The following is a 16,434-nucleotide window of genomic DNA, read 5'->3' as shown; positions in this document are numbered from 1 at the left end:
TTGCTGGGCTGGTTGATCGTCCTGGAGTGTCGGCTCTTTGGGGGAGCTCTCCGGGGACTCGGGTGCGCTGGCTGTCATGTGGGCTTGAGTGCCTGCGGCGATGAGTGTCACGTGCATCTTGATGGGTGGCCCGACGGGGCGTCGCCGGCGAGGGAGTGAGCCGCACCGGATGGGTGCCTCTCCTCACTGGTGCGGTGTGAGGTGGAGGCTCCTGGGGCAGGTCGTTGGGGCGAGGCTATTGGAGGAGGCGGAGAGCGGTCGCGATGGTGGAGAGGCGGCGCCGGGAGGCCAGACCTGCGTGGTACAGGTGGAATTCTGAGGCGCCGGCCTTGGCGTAGGTCTTCAGTTGGCCGGCCAGCGTGGCTGCGTCGGCGGGGCGGGGTGGGAGGGCCAGGACGTAGGCGCCTACTCGTTGGCCAGGGGTGCGCAGGTTCGCCAGAGCTGTGAGGCGGGCGGCGTCGGTGGTGGTGTCGCCCCAGCAGTTGCCCACGAGGACGTCCAGGTCTGGGTCGCCGGCGGGGAGGGCGGCGAAGGCGCCGGTGGCCCATGGGTTCGGGTTGGCGTGCAGGGTGATGGGGATGTTGGGGGCTGTTCGGCGGGCGGCCGAGATGAGGCGGCGGCGGAGGGATGCTGACAGGCTCACGCGGGTTGCACGTATCTCGTTCGCCAAGGGGCCGAGGGCGAGCTCCATCGGGTCTGTGTGGTGGCGGAGGGTGGCATGGCCGCCGGTGTTGTCGGGGGCTGTGAGGGTTCGGAGTGCGGCGCCGGGGTCGGGGTCGGGGTCGGGGTCGGGCGAAGCGTTACCAGCAGGGCCTGCGGTCGGGGCTCCTGGCGCTGCTGTGCCTATGGCTGGGATGCCTGCGGTTGAGGCTCCTGAGGTCAGGGCGCCTGCGGACGATGTTCCAAGGGTCCGTGTTCCTGAGGTCGGGCCTTCCGACGGCGGGCCTTCCGACGGCGGGCCCTCCGACTCCGGGCCGTCTGACGCCGGGTCCCCTGAGGTCGCGTCCACTGAGGTCGGCGCGTTTGGGGTGGATGTGCTTGAGGGGGCGGTGGGGGCGTCTGTGGGGGTGGTGGTTGCGGCGGTGGTGCCGCTGGCTGGGGTGGTGAGGGGGCCGGGGGTGGGTTGGGGGCGGTCGATGGTGATGCGGACTCTTGCGGCGGTTTCTGGAAGGTACTGCGGTGCGCAGGCGGTGCAGAAGCACAGGGAGAGGAGGTCGGCGTCGGTGGCGGTCCAGTCGGCGCCGGAGGTCTTCTCGTGCACGCTCTGGTGCCCGAAGCCCATCGGGCCGCATGCCTCCAGGATCAGGCCGTCCGGTTCGGCCAGGGTGAGGATTTCCGTGACGAGGGTCTCGCAGTACGCTAGGACGTCCTCGTGGGCGGGGCAGAGGGCGTACGGGTACGGGTCGCCGAAGGCGTTGCGCACGTTCAGGTCGGGGAAGCGGGTTCCCAGGTAGGAGTTGTGGGTGAGGACGGTCCAGGCGTGGACCTTCAGGCCGGCCTTCCGCAGGGCCGTCTGGGCCTGGAGGTAGGCGTCCGGCGGGGTCCAGGTGGGGGCGGCGGGGACCAGGCGGGACCAGGCGCGCGGGCGGATCGGCAGGTAGAACGCAGGATGGGGGACGTCCAGTACGCGGTGTTCGGGGTGGTACGGGGTGGCTGCGCGGGTGGAGTGGTAGCTGGCGGCCAGGGCGATCACGTCCACGCCCAGGTCGGCCAGGCGGGCGGGGGCCGACGGGTCGCCGACGATGTCCCAGGGGTAGACGTAGGCGACGTTCACCAGCGGGGTCTCTTCGCGGAGAAGGCGGGTTCGTGGCGCTGCATGTACGTCGTGTCGTCGCGGGCCCGGATGCCGCAGGTCTCGTACTGCTCGTTCATGACCGCCAGCACGTCGCGGTCCAGTTCGACCCCCAGTCCGGGACCGGCGGGCACCGGTACGGCGCCGTCGGTGAAGCGCAGGCTGCCGGGACGCACGACGTCCTGGCCGTCCTGCCAGGGGGTGTGGGTGTCGCAGGCGAAGGTGAGGTTCGGGGTGGCGGCGGCCAGATGGGTCATCGCGGCCAGGCTGATGCCGAGGTGGGAGTTGGAGTGCATGGACAGGTCCAGGCCGAAGGTGCCGCAGAGGGTGGCGATGTGCGCGGATCGTACGAGACCGCCCCAGTAGTGATGGTCCAGGAGGAGCACGCCGATCGCGCGGGCGGAGATGGCGGGGGGCAGGTGTTCGGGGGTGACGACGCACATGTTCGTGGCGAGCGGCATCGGGACGGCCGCGGCCACCTCGGCCATGCCCGCGATGCCCGGCGTGGGGTCCTCCAGGTACTGGAGGGCGCCGTCGAGCTCGCGGCCGACGCGGATGGAGGTCTCGACACTCCAGGCGGCGTTGGGGTCCAGGCGGAGGGGGATGCCGGGGAGCGCCTCGTGCAGGGCGCGGATGCCGGCGACCTCCTGGTCGGGTGGGAGGACGCCGCCCTTCAGCTTGATCGAGGAGAAACCGTACTCCTTGATCAGGAGGGCGGCCTGTGCCACCAGGCTCGCCTCGTCGAGGGCCGGGCCGAAGCGGTCGGGGGCCGCGCCGGGGTGGCCCGCCCACTTGTAGAAGAGGTACGCGCTGTAGGGCACGGCGTCGCGGACGCGGCCGCCGAGCAGGTCCACGACGGGTACGCCGGCCGCTTTGCCGCGGATGTCCAGGCAGGCCACCTCGAAGGGGGAGAAGACCCGGTCGACGCTCTTCTCCTTGGTGGCGACGCCGGTCAGGCCGTGCAGGTCGGTGACGACGTCGCCGACGGTGGCGGCGATGCGGGCGTACATTTCGTTGGTGGCGTGGACGTCGAGCCCAAGCAGGACCTGCGCGCACTCGCGGACCTTGGTGAGGTGGCCGAGGTCGCCGTAGGTCTCGCCGAGGCCGGAGATGCCCTCGTCCGTGATGATCTCGACGATGGTGCGGAGGGCCCACGGCTCGTGGACTCCGGCGGCGTTCAGGAGGGGCGGGTCCCGGAAGGCGACGGGGGTGACGTGGATCTGCCGGATAATCAATTCAGAAACCGCCGTCCATATATGTGAACAATTGCCAGATTTGTGGACAGGTTGCCGCAACTGTAAGAATCGGGCCGAGACAGTGTCAAGACTCCGAAGGGCCACTCGATGATCTACGGATACGACCCCAGGACCGGTGAGACCGTGGGCAGCGCACTGCCCGAGACCGACAGCGCCGGGGTCGACCTGATCGTCTCCGCGGCGGTGGCGGCCGGCGCCGCGTGGCGTGCGACCCCGGCGGACGAGCGGGCGGAGGCGCTGGAGGCCGTCGCCGACGCGCTCACCGCACACGTGGACGAACTGTGGCAACTCGCCGATCAGGAGACCGCGCTCGGAGAGGGACGGCTGCGCGGCGAGGTCGCGCGTACGGCCGGCCAGTTCCGGCTGTTCGCCCAGGTCGTCAGGGACGGCGGCTACCTGGAGGCCGTCATCGACCACGCCGACCCGGCGCTCACGCCGCCGCGCCCGGACGTGCGGCGGATGAACCATCCGCTGACCGGGGTCGTCGCGGTGTTCGCGGCGAGCAACTTCCCGTTCGCGTTCTCGGTGGCCGGTGGGGACACCGCCTCGGCGCTGGCGGCGGGATGTGCCGTGGTGGTCAAGGCGCATCCGGGGCATCCGAACACGTCCGAGCGGGTGGCGAAGATCGTACGGAACGCCCTGCCTTACCCGGACCTGCTTGGGATGGTGCAGGGGATGCAGGCGGGAGCCGACCTGGTACGGCACCCTCGGGTGGTCGCGGCCGGGTTCACCGGGTCGGTGGCGGGCGGCAAGGCGATCCAGAAGCTGATCGACGAGCGGGAGACGCCCATCCCCTTCTACGGGGAGCTGGGCAGCGTCAATCCCGTGGTGGTGCTGCCGTCGGCGGAGGTGGGGGAGGTGGCGAGCGGGTTCGCGGCGTCGCTGACGTTGGGGGTCGGGCAGTTCTGTACGAACCCGGGCCTCGTGTTCGTCCCCGAGGACGACGAGTTGCGCAAGGCGCTGGTCGCGGCGGTCGAGGCGACCGGCGGAGGGCCCATGCTGGCCGAGCGCATCCGGGACGGGTACCTGGGCGGGCTCGGACGGCTCGGCGAACTGCCGCTGCTGGCGGAGGGGAAGCCGGGGGAGGGGGCCTGGGCGGTGGCGCCCAAGGTGTTCGCGACCGATCTGGAGTCGTTCGGGGCGAGGTTGCCGGGGATCGCGGAGGAGTGTTTCGGGCCGGCGGCTGTTGTGGTGACTTATCGGGAGATTTCGGAGCTGCGGAGGGTGCTGGAGCGGCTGGAAGGGTCGCTCACGGCGACGGTCCATGGCGGTGATCCGGACGAGGCCGAGGAGATCGTCGAGGTGCTCGGGCGGAAGGCGGGGCGGCTGATCTGGAACGGCTGGCCGACCGGGGTGGCCGTCTGCTGGGCGATGCACCACGGTGGGCCTTGGCCTGCTTCGACGTCGGCGTACACGTCGGTGGGGGCGACGGCGATCGGGCGATGGGTGGCGCCGGTCGCGTACCAGGACTGGCCGGAGGCGCTGCTGCCGGACGAGCTCAAGGACGCCAACCCCCTCGGGATCCCCCGCCGGGTGGACGGCCGCCTGCAGGCGGGCTGACGGACGCGCCCAAGAACGCCACCCCGCTCGGGGCTCCCCGCTGGGCGGACGGGCCCGCCTGCGGACGCGCCTGATGCGCTCTTGAGGGCGGCGAGCATGCCAGGGCTCAGGGCGCGTGGGGGAGGGGGCCGGGGAGAGAGCCTTGGGGTTGGTCAGGTGGCGGCGATTTGCAGGCCCTGCGCTGTGATGCGCTCCAAGGCGGCCAGGTGTTCGGGGGACGGGTCCAGCAGGGGCGGGCGGACGCCGCCCACGTCCAGCCCCCGCATCCGTACGCCCGCCTTGACCAGCGACACCGCATACCCCGGCACCAGATCACGCAGCTCCACCAGCGGTAGGTAGAAACCGGTGAGCAGCCGCCGCACGAGCACCTCGTCCCCGCCCGTCACCGCCTTGTGGAAGGCCAGCGCGATCTCGGGCGCGAAGGCGAACACGGCGCTGGAGTACAGGCTCACCCCGAGCCCGCGGTAGGCGGGCACGGTCAGCTCGGCGGTGGGGAGGCCGTTGAAGAACGTGAACTCCCCGCCGGGCGCGGCCGCCCGCACGGTCAGGATGATGCGCTGGAGCAGGTCGAGGTCGCCCAGCCCGTCCTTGAAGCCGATGACGTTCGGCAGGGCGGCGAGCTCGGCCACGGCGGCGGGGGAGAAGCGCGCGTTCGCCCGCTGGTAGATGATGACCGGCAGGTCGGTGGCGGCCGCCACCTCGCGCACGTACCGCACGAGACCGGATGGTGGGGCGCTGACCAGGTACGGAGGCAGCAGCAGCAACCCGTCGGCCCCGCTGTCGGCGGCGGCCCGCGCGACGGCCCTGGCGGTGGGCAGCGGCCCGCCCGCGCCCCCGAAGACGGGCGCCCGCCCCCGGGCCGCGGCCACCGACGTGGTCATGACCTTGGTGTAGTCGGCCAGGTCGAGGGCGTTGAACTCACCGGTTCCGCACGCGGCGAACACTCCTCCCGCCCCGGCCGCGACCCCGGCGGAGACGTGCTCGGCCAGCACCTGCTCCGAGACGGCCCCGTCGCCGTCGAAGGGGGTCACGGGAAAGAAGAGAACACCGTCCAGCCGCATCGGCAGTCCTTCCAATGAGGGGGTCTAGCGGATGCCTTCCCTGCGCAGAGTGGCAGCCAGCTTGCGGGTGTGCTTGATCACCGCTTCGGTGATCCGCTCGATCTCGGCGGGCGGGAGCGCGACCGGCATCGAGCAGCTGATCGCGTCGGTGGCCGGGATGCGGTAGTCGACCGCCACGGCCACGCAGGCCACGCCGGGGGTGCCCTGTTCGCGTTCGAGGGCCCAGCCGCGGGTGCGCACCTGGTCGAGCTCTCCGGTCAGCTTGGTCAGGTCGGTGATGGTGTGCTCGGTCAGCGCCTTCAGCGGGTCGGGCAGCAGGGCCACGACCTCGTCGTCGGTGAGCTGGGCGAGCAGCACCTGGCCGAGCGCGGTCACGTGGGCGGGCAGCCGCCGGCCCACCCTGGGGATCACGTGGCCCGCCTCGCGGGACTCGCGGGTGGCCAGGTAGAGGACGTGGGCCTCGTCCCGGCGGGCGAAGTGCACGGTCTGGCCGATCTCGTCCCGCAGGTCCTCCAGGGTCTGCTGGGCGAAGCGCAGCGCCGGGTCCTTGTCGAGGTAGGCGGTGCCGGTCAGCAGGGCGTGCGGCCCGATGCCGAACGCCGACCTGGTCGTGTCGGTCTCCACCCAGTTGAGCTCGACCAGGGTGCGCATGAGGGCGTGCAGGCTGCTGCGTGGGAAGCCGGTGCGCCGCTGGAGCTCCGAGAGCGTCATGTGGTCGGAGGACTCTGCCAGGGTCTCCAGGATGCGTACGGTCCGCTCGGCGGACTTGACCAGCTGTGGCTCCATACTCGTCCCATCTCGGCGGCGGCTTCGGGGTGTCAGGATATGGGATCCCGTCCAGATACATGGACATCAACCCTTGATCGCCCCACTGGTCAGACCTCGCATGAACTGCCGCTGGAAGGCCAGGAACGCGATGATCGACGGCAGCAGCGCCAGCAGTGAGGCTGCGAGCAGCACGCCGAGGCCGACCTCCTCGTCCGAGCGGAGCGAGCGCAGGGCGATGGGCAGGGTCCAGGTGCTGGAGTCCGTCGAGACGATCAGGGGCAGCAGGTACTGGTCCCAGATCATGGTGAAGCCGAAGACGCCGATCACGCCGAGGGCCGGACGGCACAGCGGCACGATGATCGTCGCGAAGATGCGCAACTCGCCCGCGCCGTCGATGCGGGCCGCCTCCTCCAGCTCGACCGGCACCTCCTTCATGAACTCGGTCATCACCAGGATCGAGAAGCCCCAGGCGCCGACGGGCAGGATCATCCCGGCGTACGTGCCGATCAGGTTCAGGTGCAGGACGGGCAGGTCGGCGAGGACCAGCGACAGCGGGATCGCGATGATCTCCTCGGGCAGCATCATCGTGGCCAGCATGAGCAGCATCACGACCGTCATGCCGCGGAACTTCTTGCGCGCCAGCGAGTACGCCGCGAACACGCTCACCAGCAGTTGCAGCAGCAGCCCGAACCCCACGACGACGAAGGAGTTGAACAGGTACAGATAGACGTTCTTCTCCCCGGCCTGGACGAAGTTCTCCAGCGTCAGGTCGTCGGGCCACAACGAGAAGGACGTCGGGTCGAGCGTCCTGCTGAACGCGCTGACCAGCAGCCCCACCAGCGGCCCGGTGAAGACCAGGACCATCGCGGAGTAGAGCGCGACCTTGCCCGCGGTGGCCAGAGGCCCCCTGCGCGCCTCCAGGCCCAGGGCGCTGTCGAACCTCATGTCGCCTGCCTCCTGCGCAGTGCCTGCACGACCAGGGTCAGCGCCAGCGTGGCCAGGAACAGCACGATCCCGCCCGCCGAGGCGACCCCCAGCTCGTTCTTCTGGAAGCCGAGCTTGTAGATCAGCGTCATCAGCACCTCCGACGAGCCGTTGGGGCCGCCGTTGGTCAGGACGTACACCTCGACGAACACCCGCAGCCCGCGGATGGCGGCCAGTGTGAACAGGATCCAGAACACCGGACGCAACGCCGGCAGCGTGATGTGCCGCAGCCGGTGCCGGGTGGAGGCGCCGTCGACGGCGGCGGCCTCGTACAGGCTGCGGTCCACGCCGACCAGCCCGGCCAGGAAGATCATCATGTCGTACGGCGTCCCGCGCCAGACGCTCATCAGCATGATCGACCAGAGCGAGGAGTCCTCGCTGCCCAGCCACGGCTGAGGGTCGATGCCGACCCACCCGATGACGACGTTGAGCATGCCGGTGTCGCCCGGATGGAACATGATCCGCCACACCTCGGCCACCGCCGCCATCGTGGTGACGACCGGGAGGAAGGCCGCGGTCCTGACGAACCACAGATGGCGGGCGGGCCCCTCGACGAGCAACGCGAGCACGAGCCCGAGCAGGAGCGAGCCGAGCGTGGTGCCGAGCGCCAGCACGAGGCTGTGCCAGATGGCCGCGACGAACGCGTCGTCGGCGATGATCGTGCGGTAGTTGTCGAGGCCGACCCATTCGTCCGAGACGTACTGGACCTTGTTGAAGCTCTTCCACAGGCCCAGGACCATCGGGATGAACTTGAAGTACAGGAACAGCAGCAGGGCGGGCGCGAGGAACAGCCAGGCGACCAGCGTCCCGCGCCGCCGCACCGGCCTGGCGCGGCGGCGTGGGCCGGCCGTCATGGCCGCCGCCCGGGTGACGGCCGGAGTCATGACGCCTTCTGGCTCTTCAGTTCCTGATTGAGCTTGGTGGTCAGCTCGCCCATCCTGGCCTTGACGTCGGCGCCGCAGTCGGCCCACACGGCATTGATGACGTCGGCCGAGTCCTGCCGGATGGGCGCCCAGTTGGGCACCGGGGGCGCGTAGACGGCATGTTCGTAGGACTCCTGGAACACCTTCCAGCGCGGGTCCTGCCGCTCGGCGGCCAGATCGACGCCCTTGTTCACCGGCAGGCGGACGATGGCGCCGTTGGCGTCCTTGTTCATGCCGATCCGCTGGCCGTCGGGGGAGATCGCGAACTCGGCGAACCTCTTCTGGGCGTCCTCCATGCCGGAGCCGGCCATGAGGTACACGTTCTCGCCCTCGCCGAGGGTCCCGGGGCCGCCGGACGGGCCCTTGGGCACCGGCAGCACCTCGATCCTGTCGGTGCCGACGCTCTTGACGAACCGGGCCAGCACGTACGGGCCGACCAGGTAGATGCCGCCCTGTCCCTTCTCGAACACCTCGTGCGTGACGGTGGTGTCGTTGCTGACCGCGCCCGGGTTGACCGTCTTGCTCCGGCAGAACTGGTCCTGGAGGTACTGGACGGCCTCGACGGTCCTGGGGTCGTCCGTCATCGCGGTGAACCTGCCGGGGCCGGTGGGCTTCACGAAGTCGCCGCCGTTGGCGTAGATGAGGGAGGAGGCGTACCAGGAGGCGTAGCCGCGTTTGGTGCCGGCCGGGATCACGAAGCCCGCGGTGTCCTTCTGGCCGTTGCCGTCGGGGTCCTTCTCGGTGAACGCCCGCGCCAGCTCGGCCAGGTCGGCCCAGGTCCGCGGGGGTTGCATGCCGACCTTCTCCCGCCAGTCCTTGCGGACGACGAGCGCGAAGGCCTGGGCGGAGAAGGGCGCGCCGTAGAACTTGCCGTCGGAGCCGGTGGCCGCCTTCCAGGCCAGGTCGGAGAGCTGGTCGCCGCCGGCCAGCTTGCCCTTGTCGATCTCCCGCAGCCAGCCCTGAGAATGCATGTTGCCGAGTTGCGCGGTGTCGTTGATGACTATGTCGGGGAGCGCCTTCTGCGAGGCCTGCTGGTTCAGTTTCGTCTCGAAGTCGTCGAAGAGCGCGACGACTTTGGTCTTGACCCCGCTGGCCTTGGTGAAGGCCCCGGCGAGTTTCACCGCCGTCTTCGCGGCATCGGAGTCGGGCGGTTGCCTGATCCAGATCTCCAGCGTGTCGTCCTTGCTCGATCCCCCGGAACCGCAGCCCGTCAGCGTGGCGGCCAGGGTCGCGGCGAGCGCGAGTCCCAGCAAACGGCGTGACATCAGACCGCCTCCCGTTCACATACATGGACACATGTCGTGTGTCTGAACTGGTTCCTGTGACGGTAACTATGGCGAGACAACGCGGTCAATATTCGAGTATGTGAATTTGAATCAGAATTGTGTACAACGGTTGGCATGCGCATTCTGATGACCGGCGCGGCGGGAAAAGTCGGCACGCTGCTCCGTCCCCGGCTCGCCCGTCCAGGTCGTACGCTGCGGCTCTCCGACCTCCACCCGGTCGAGCCGGGCCCGGACGAGGAATGGGCGGGCGCCGACCTCGCCGACCCCGCGGCCATGGCCGCGGCCATGAAGGGCGTGGACGCCGTCCTGCACCTGGGCGGCCAGAGCCGCGAACACCCCTGGGACGACATCGTGCACGCCAACGTCAACGGCACCCAGGTCCTCATGGAGGCCGCCAGGAACGAGGGCGTCCGGCATCTGGTGCTCATGGGCAGCCACCACGCGGCCGGCTTCCACACCAGGCCGCGGGACGGCTCCGTCCTGCCCGACTACGCCTTCCCGCGCCCGGACACCTTCTACGGCGTCAGCAAGGTCGTCATGGAGGCCCTGGGCAGCCTGTACCACGACCGGTTCGGCATGAACGTGACCGTGATCCGGCTGGGCACCTGCAACGAGGGCTCGGCCGACACCCGCGGGCTGGCCACCTGGATCTCGCCCGACGACCTCGCCCGGCTGGTCGAGGCCGCGCTCACGGCGCCCGGCTACCACGTCGTCTGGGGCGTCTCCGACAACGCCCGCCGGTGGTGGTCGCTGGCCGAGGCCCGCCGCATCGGCTACGCCTCCCGTGACAACTCCGAGCCCCAGGCCGCCGCGCTCGTCGCGGAACAGGGTGAGCCCGACCTGTCGGACCCTGTGCACGACCGCGCCGGCGGAGTGTTCACGCTGAAGGAACTCGGCGGCTCCTGGTAAGCAAACGGTTGCAGAAACCTTGACGGCTAGACTGCCGAAGGTCAAGGCTTGGCTCTGGCAACCGTTTGCAAGGAGGACGGGCGATGACGGTGACGATCAAAGACGTCGCACGCGCCTGCGGCGTGCACGTGTCGACCGTCTCGCGCACCTTCTCGGCGCCGCACCTGGTCAATCCTGCCACGCGAAACCGGGTGCTGGCCGCCGCCGACGACCTCGGCTACCGGCCCAACAGGGCGGCCAGGGCGCTGACGACCGGGCGCACGTTCAACCTCGGCCTCATCGTGGCCGACATCGCCAACCCCTTCTTCCCGCCGCTGATCAAGGCCGCGCAGGCGCAGGCGCGAGGGCGCGACTACCACGTCTTCGTGGCCGACACCGACGAGGATCCGCGGGTCGAGGAGGAGCTGATCCGCACGTTCGCCAAGCAGGTCGACGGCGTGCTGCTGTGCAGCCCCCGGCTGTCCAACCGGATGATCGAGCGCCTGGCCGAGGACGTGCCGTCCGTGCTGGTCAACCGGCGGATCAAGGGCATGCCCGCGGTGCTGATGGACGTCGGCAGGGGCGCCAGGCTCGCGCTGGAGCACCTGGCCGGGCTCGGCCACCGCAGGATCGCCCTGCTGTCCGGCCCGCCCGGCTCGTGGACCAGCAACGAGATGCAGGCCGCCGCGGCCGAGATGCCCGGCCTCGACCTGCTCTTCTTCGGCCCCAACCAGCCCACCGAGTCGGGCGGCCTGGCGGTGGCGCCCGACGTGGCCGCCTGCGGGGCGACCGGCGTGCTGGCCTACAACGACCTCGTCGCGCTCGGCCTCATCGAGGGGCTGACGGCGATGGACGTCGACGTGCCGGGCCGGATCAGTGTGATCGGGTTCGACGACATCCTGCCCGGGCGGCTCGGCCGGCCCAAGCTCACCACGGTGGCGATGCCCGCCGCCGCGGCCGGGCGGATGGCGGTCGACCTGCTGCTGCAGTCAGAGGGCGAGGGCGCGGTGATCAACCTGGACACCGACCTCATCGTCCGCGAGTCCACGGGAAGGGCCAACACATGATCTTCGGAACGCTGCCGTCCGGCGAGAGCGTCGAGCGCGTGGAGCTGTCGTCCGGACGGTTGCGCGCCGAGGTGCTCACCTACGGCGCCGTACTGCGCTCGCTGGAGGTCTCCGGCCTCGATGTCGTGCTCGGCCTGGACACGCTGGAGGACTACCTGACCCGCAGCCGCTACTTCGGCGCCGTGGTCGGCCGCTACGGCAACCGCGTGGCCGGTGGCCGTTTCACCCTCGACGGCCGCGAGCACCGCCTGCCGGTCAACAACGGCCCCAACAGCCTGCACGGCGGCACCCGGGGCTTCGACGCCCAGGTCTGGACGATCACCGCCCGCACCCCCTCCTCGGTCACCCTCGAACTGACCAGCCCCGACGGCGACCAGGGCTACCCCGGCACGCTCACCGCCTCGGTCACCTACACCCTTGAGCACGACGCGATCCGCCTCGACTACGCCGCCGAGACCGACGCGCCCACCGTGCTCAACCTCACCAACCACTCCTACTTCAACCTGACCGGCGGCGGCGACGTGCTCGGCCACGTCGTCCGCATGGACGCCGGCCACTACCTCCCCGTGGACGACGGCAAGATCCCCACGGGCGAGCTCGCCCCGGTCAAGGGCACCCCCTTCGACTTCACCGAGCCGCACGCGGTGGGCGAGCGGATGGACGGCGGCTACGACCACTGCTACGTGCTCGACGGCGACATCGAGGTCAGCGCGGGCGGCCTGACCATGCGGGTGACCACCACCGAGCCCGCCGTGCAGTTCTACGCGGGCGGCATGCTCGACGGGGTCGCCACGCCGTACGGGCCCTTCGCCGGGTTGTGCCTGGAGACCCAGCACTTCCCCGACTCGCCGAACCAGCCGCACTTCCCCTCCACCGTGCTGCGGCCCGGCGAGCGCCACACCTCCTCGACCACCTACCGGTTCACGGCCTGACCCCGCGCAGCTCCGTCGCGGCCTTGATGACCAGCAGCGCCACGTCGTCGTGCGACGGCTCCTGGGCGAACGTCTCGACCGCCTGCCGGACGCGTTCGGCCACCGCGTGGGCGCTCAGCCCCCGGCAGGTGGACAGCAGCGCCGACAGGCCGTCGTCGTCGTCGAGCAGCCGGTCGCCGTCGCGCCGCTCGGTCACGCCGTCGGTGACGCACAGCAGCACCTCCTCCGGCGCCAGCTCGAACGTCTCGACGTAGAACCTGGCGCCGGCCTCGACGCCGAGCAGCAGTTGCGGCGCGGCCACCGTGTCCACCACGCCGTCGGCGCGCAGCAGCAGGGGCGGCGGGTGCCCGGCCGACGCGATCGTGCACAGCGCGCCGCCCTGGGGGAGCGGGGTCAGCTCGCCGCACAGCAGGCTCAGGAAGCGGCCGTCGTCGCCCTCCTCCAGCAGGGCCTGGTTGAGCCGGTCGAAGATGTCGGCCACCGTGTAGTGCTCCTTGGCCAGCAGCCGTACGGCGTGCCGGGCCAGGCCGGTCACCGCGGCCGCCTCGGGGCCGCTGCCGCACACGTCGCCGAGGGCGAAGCACCAGTGGTCGGAGACCGTGAACAGGTCGTAGAAGTCGCCGCCCACGTCGGCGCCCTCCTCGGCCGGCTCGTAGACGACCGCCGACTCCAGGCCCGGCATGGGGGCCACGCGCATGGGCAGCAGGCTGCGTTGCAGCACCCGCGAGGTGGTCGCCTGCCGGGTGTACAGCATGGCGGTGTGCAGGTTGAGCGCGACCAGCCGGCACAGGTCGGCCAGCAGGTCGGCCAGCTCCAGCGGCAGGGTCGGCTCGGCGCGGCCGATCACCAGCGCGCCGTGCGACCTGCCCTGCGTGAGCAGCGGGAACGACAGCACCGTCTCGGCGCCGACCGGCCAGCTCACCTCGTTGAGCGCGGTGCGCGGGATCGCCGGCAGCGACCTGCGCAGGTTGGCGTTGTAGCGCTCCTCGCTGTGCCAGACGTGGGCGAGCCTGGTCATGCCCGCCAGATCGGTCAGGTAGACCGCCGCCCACGTCGCGATCTTGGGCACGACGAGCTGCGCGGTCAGCGCGGCGATCAGCTCCTCGTCGTGCACCCCGGCCAGCAGCTCGCCGGCCTCGGCCAGGAACGACAGCCGGCCGCGGTGGGCGCGCTCGCGCTCGGCCAGCCGTTCGCGCTGCACCGGCACGGCCACCTGGTCGGCGATGTGCTGGAGGCTGACCGTGAGCTCCTGGTCGAACCGTCCCTGCTGGGCCGCGGTCACCACGATGTAGCCGGTCACCTCGCCGCCCACGTTCATCGGCGCGCACGCCAGCGACCTGGCCCGCAGCTGCTGGGCCAGCTCGACGTCGCCGGCCAGCAGGTCGTCGATCATCGACGGCGTCCTGCCGTCGGGGCCGAACACGCCCGCGGCCAGCACGCCCACCAGCCCCGCCGTCGCGCCCGCGCCCGCCGCCACGCCGAACCGGTCGCCGCCGTCGGCGGCCAGCAGCACGTACGCCGCGTCGCCGCCGCTGCTCGTCTGGACGATCCGGGCGATGGTGTCCAGCAACTCCGCGAACGGCATGTCCCGGTCGAGCAGGTCCTTGATGCGCCGTCCGGCCTCCCTGCGCGGCGGCGCCGACGGCGGCGTCAGCACGTAGCGGTGGTCGCCGGCCACCATCATCCAGACCGACCGCCGGTCCTCCGGACCGCCGCGGCTGCGTACGTGGGAGACGTAGACGGGCATCAGCCGGCCGTCACGGTGGCGCATGCGCGCCTCGCCCCGCCAGCGGCCCAGGGACAGCGTCGCGCCCAGCGACATCGCGTACGGGCCGTGGCCGCGCCAGGCCACCAGGTCGGCCAGCGGCCTGCCGACGGCCTGCTCGGACGTCCAGCCCAGCAGGTGCTCGGCCTCGGAGTTCCACGACAGCACGGTCCCGTCGCCGTCGGCGAGCAGCACCCCGACGTGCAGCGCCTCGATGGGCGCGGCCACGGTGGCGGGCGCCAGGCCCGGCGTGCCGACCATGACCTCCTGGTGGTCGGGCCCGTCGGTCAGCTCCAGGCGCACCCACACCCGCTTGGCGGTCCGGGTGTAGGTGACGCCCCAGGCGTCGGCCAGCATGGCGGCCAGCGCGAGCCCACGCCCGGCCGCCGGTCCGGAGGGAGGTGCGGGGAAGGGGCCGGTAGCGGGCCCGGACGTGCACACGGCGTCGGTGGACGGGCTCCCGGGCGCCGGGACCGTCCTGGCGGGCCGGTGGTCGTCGACCTCGATCTCCAGCCTGGCCGGGCTCGCCGCCGCGTCGAGACGGCAGGTCAGCTCGATGCCGGTGCCCGCGTGCAGCACGGCGTTGGCGACGAGCTCGCCCGCCAGCAGCACCGCGTCCTCCGCCAGGTGGCTGAGGCGCCACTCGGTGAGCACCTGGCGGATGAAGCGGCGCGCGTGCGCCGGGGCGTGGGGAGTGCCGTCGAAGGCTGTGCTCGACACTCTGGTCGTGTCCACTGTGCGTCCTAGAACATCACTCGTTGTGGCAGTTCGGTCACAGTCAGAGTGTCAGATGGGTGCCGGTGATACCTCCGGTTGTGAAGAAGGTGCTCCCGGCTGACGCACGTCCCGGAGCAGGCCGACCAGCGGCGCGAGCGCGGCGGCCACCGCCAGTTCGCCCAGGTCGGCGATGAGCCGCAGGTCGGCGACGAGCCGGGCGCCCTCGGGGGGGAGGGTGTGCGGTTGCGCCGAGCGGTAGAGCACGCCCGGGCGCAGGGACGTCTCGATGGCGACGTCCCAGAAATTCAGGAGGGGCATGGGTCAGATACGAGTGGGCGGTCTGCGGGAAGACCGCCTGCATGTGGCCGAAGGGTGAACCCTGCGGCACCTCTAAGGTGTTCACGTGCCACGACAAGCCCGCTACCGGGAGATCGCCCGACTCCTCGGCAGGTCCATCGAGTCGGGCGAGCTGGCGCCGGGCGAGCGCCTGCCGACCGAGGACGCGCTCGCCGAGCGCTACGGCGTCCACCGGCTGACCGCCCGCCAGGCGATGGTGGAGCTGCGCAAGGCCGGCCTGGTCGAGACCCGGCAGGGGCTCGGGAGCTTCGTCAGGCGGGCGCCGCGCCGCATCGAGGTCTCCATCGACCCCGAGACGCGCCGCCACCGCCCGTCGGACATCGCGGGCCTGGCGAGCATGGCGGGCGTGTTCGGCGGCGGTGAGCGGGTCGTGGAGCGGGCCGAGGCGGCCCATCCGGCGGCGGCCGGCCACCTGCGGCTGCCCGGCGGCGTCGTGCACGAGATCACCACCCTGCTCGGGACGGCCGAGCGGCCCTGCGTGCTCAGCCGCTACCGCCTGGCCCCCGAGCTGGCCGCGCTGCGCCTCGACGCCAAGGCGGGCGTGCTCGCCTCCCTGGAGGCCGCCGGCCACCCCTACCGCTACGCCTGGCACGCCATCTCGGCCGAGCCCGCCGACCTGCACGACCAGAGCATGCTGGAGATGCAGGCGGGCGAGGCGGTGCTGGTGCGGGAGGGGCTGCTCACGCACGACGGGCGGCCCCTGTGCCATGTCGAGCGGCGCTGCCGCGGCGACATGATCTCGTTCGTCACCCGATATGACTGAGCAGCACCTCGGTGTCCAGCTCGTAGACCGGCGGCCCGGCCGACAGCGGCACGAGCGTGGCCGGCGCCCCTGAGGGGCCGAGCAGCCGCAGGCCGCCTGCCATCGTGACGGCGTCCCACGAGCCCTGCCCGGCGCGCGGGCGGGCGGCGGCCCCTCGGGCACGACGTGGACGTCGGTGAGATGGATCAGCGTGTACGTCATGACCGAACGATGCGCGGCGCCACTGAACGTGACCAGTCATCTATATGAATAGAACAGGACATTTCAGGCGCACGGCGCGTCTCCGCGCGTGCGGCGGCGTCTCCGACGTACCTT

At 71.2% G+C, this 16,434-nt stretch carries 14 protein-coding genes; 5 read left to right on the top strand and 9 right to left on the bottom strand.

Annotated features, from left to right (window positions below):
* Positions 1-235: 235 nt before the first annotated feature.
* Positions 236-1,774, bottom strand: a complete 1,539-nt coding sequence (locus ABZ815_RS05625; RefSeq protein WP_357694328.1) for a hypothetical protein — start codon at positions 1,772-1,774, stop codon at positions 236-238.
* Positions 1,771-3,027 carry a glucarate dehydratase family protein gene (locus ABZ815_RS05620; RefSeq protein WP_357694327.1) on the bottom strand — a complete coding sequence of 419 codons (1,257 nt, stop codon included), beginning with the start codon at positions 3,025-3,027 and terminating at the stop codon, positions 1,771-1,773. Before ABZ815_RS05620 ends, ABZ815_RS05625 begins: the two co-directional genes overlap by 4 nt.
* Positions 3,028-3,135: 108 nt before the next feature.
* On the opposite strand from ABZ815_RS05620, the gene ABZ815_RS05615 reads away from it, so the two are divergent.
* Positions 3,136-4,608 carry an aldehyde dehydrogenase (NADP(+)) gene (locus ABZ815_RS05615; protein WP_357694325.1) on the top strand — a complete coding sequence of 491 codons (1,473 nt, stop codon included), beginning with the start codon at positions 3,136-3,138 and terminating at the stop codon, positions 4,606-4,608.
* Positions 4,609-4,760: 152 nt separating this feature from the next.
* Here the strand turns inward: ABZ815_RS05615 and ABZ815_RS05610 are convergent, their stop codons facing one another.
* From ABZ815_RS05610 to ABZ815_RS05590, 5 genes are all read right to left on the bottom strand, one after another.
* Positions 4,761-5,669, bottom strand: coding sequence for a 5-dehydro-4-deoxyglucarate dehydratase (locus ABZ815_RS05610; protein WP_357694323.1), 909 nt, complete (start codon positions 5,667-5,669; stop codon positions 4,761-4,763).
* Between the two features lie 24 nt (positions 5,670-5,693).
* A complete protein-coding gene (locus ABZ815_RS05605) occupies positions 5,694-6,455 on the bottom strand; it encodes an IclR family transcriptional regulator (RefSeq protein ID WP_357694321.1) in 762 nt (253 codons plus the stop codon).
* Between the two features lie 66 nt (positions 6,456-6,521).
* Positions 6,522-7,382: a carbohydrate ABC transporter permease gene (locus ABZ815_RS05600; protein ID WP_357694319.1), complete on the bottom strand. Its 861-nt coding sequence runs from the start codon at positions 7,380-7,382 to the stop codon at positions 6,522-6,524.
* Positions 7,379-8,305: a sugar ABC transporter permease gene (locus tag ABZ815_RS05595; RefSeq protein WP_357694317.1), complete on the bottom strand. Its 927-nt coding sequence runs from the start codon at positions 8,303-8,305 to the stop codon at positions 7,379-7,381. Before ABZ815_RS05595 ends, ABZ815_RS05600 begins: the two co-directional genes overlap by 4 nt.
* Entirely contained in the window at positions 8,302-9,609 is a 1,308-nt protein-coding gene (locus ABZ815_RS05590; RefSeq protein ID WP_357694315.1) for a sugar ABC transporter substrate-binding protein, read from the bottom strand. Before ABZ815_RS05590 ends, ABZ815_RS05595 begins: the two co-directional genes overlap by 4 nt.
* Before the next feature lie 135 nt (positions 9,610-9,744).
* Between ABZ815_RS05590 and ABZ815_RS05585 the strand changes: the two genes are divergently transcribed.
* The 3 genes from ABZ815_RS05585 (at position 9,745) to ABZ815_RS05575 (ending at position 12,517) form a co-directional block, all read left to right on the top strand.
* A complete protein-coding gene (locus tag ABZ815_RS05585; protein ID WP_357694313.1) occupies positions 9,745-10,539 on the top strand; it encodes an NAD(P)-dependent oxidoreductase in 795 nt (264 codons plus the stop codon).
* 83 nt (positions 10,540-10,622) lie between these two features.
* Positions 10,623-11,585: a LacI family DNA-binding transcriptional regulator gene (locus ABZ815_RS05580; protein WP_357694311.1), complete on the top strand. Its 963-nt coding sequence runs from the start codon at positions 10,623-10,625 to the stop codon at positions 11,583-11,585.
* Entirely contained in the window at positions 11,582-12,517 is a 936-nt protein-coding gene (locus ABZ815_RS05575; RefSeq protein WP_357694309.1) for an aldose epimerase family protein, read from the top strand. The genes ABZ815_RS05580 and ABZ815_RS05575 overlap by 4 nt, the downstream gene beginning before the upstream one ends.
* On the opposite strand, the gene ABZ815_RS05570 is transcribed toward ABZ815_RS05575, so the two are convergent.
* Positions 12,507-15,017, bottom strand: a complete 2,511-nt coding sequence (locus tag ABZ815_RS05570) for a SpoIIE family protein phosphatase (RefSeq protein WP_357694307.1) — start codon at positions 15,015-15,017, stop codon at positions 12,507-12,509. The two genes, ABZ815_RS05575 and ABZ815_RS05570, sit on opposite strands and share 11 nt — an antisense overlap.
* A 51-nt stretch (positions 15,018-15,068) precedes the next feature.
* Positions 15,069-15,317, bottom strand: coding sequence for a hypothetical protein (locus ABZ815_RS05565; protein WP_357694305.1), 249 nt, complete (start codon positions 15,315-15,317; stop codon positions 15,069-15,071).
* 85 nt (positions 15,318-15,402) lie between these two features.
* On the opposite strand from ABZ815_RS05565, the gene ABZ815_RS05560 reads away from it, so the two are divergent.
* Positions 15,403-16,119 carry a GntR family transcriptional regulator gene (locus ABZ815_RS05560; RefSeq protein WP_357694304.1) on the top strand — a complete coding sequence of 239 codons (717 nt, stop codon included), beginning with the start codon at positions 15,403-15,405 and terminating at the stop codon, positions 16,117-16,119.
* Positions 16,120-16,434 lie beyond the last annotated feature (315 nt).

It is taken from the genome of Nonomuraea sp. NPDC047529 (assembly GCF_040642995.1).
GTDB lineage: Bacteria > Actinomycetota > Actinomycetes > Streptosporangiales > Streptosporangiaceae > Nonomuraea.
The sequence above is the reverse complement of the archived record's forward strand: the minus strand, read 5'-3'. Positions and strand labels throughout refer to the sequence as shown.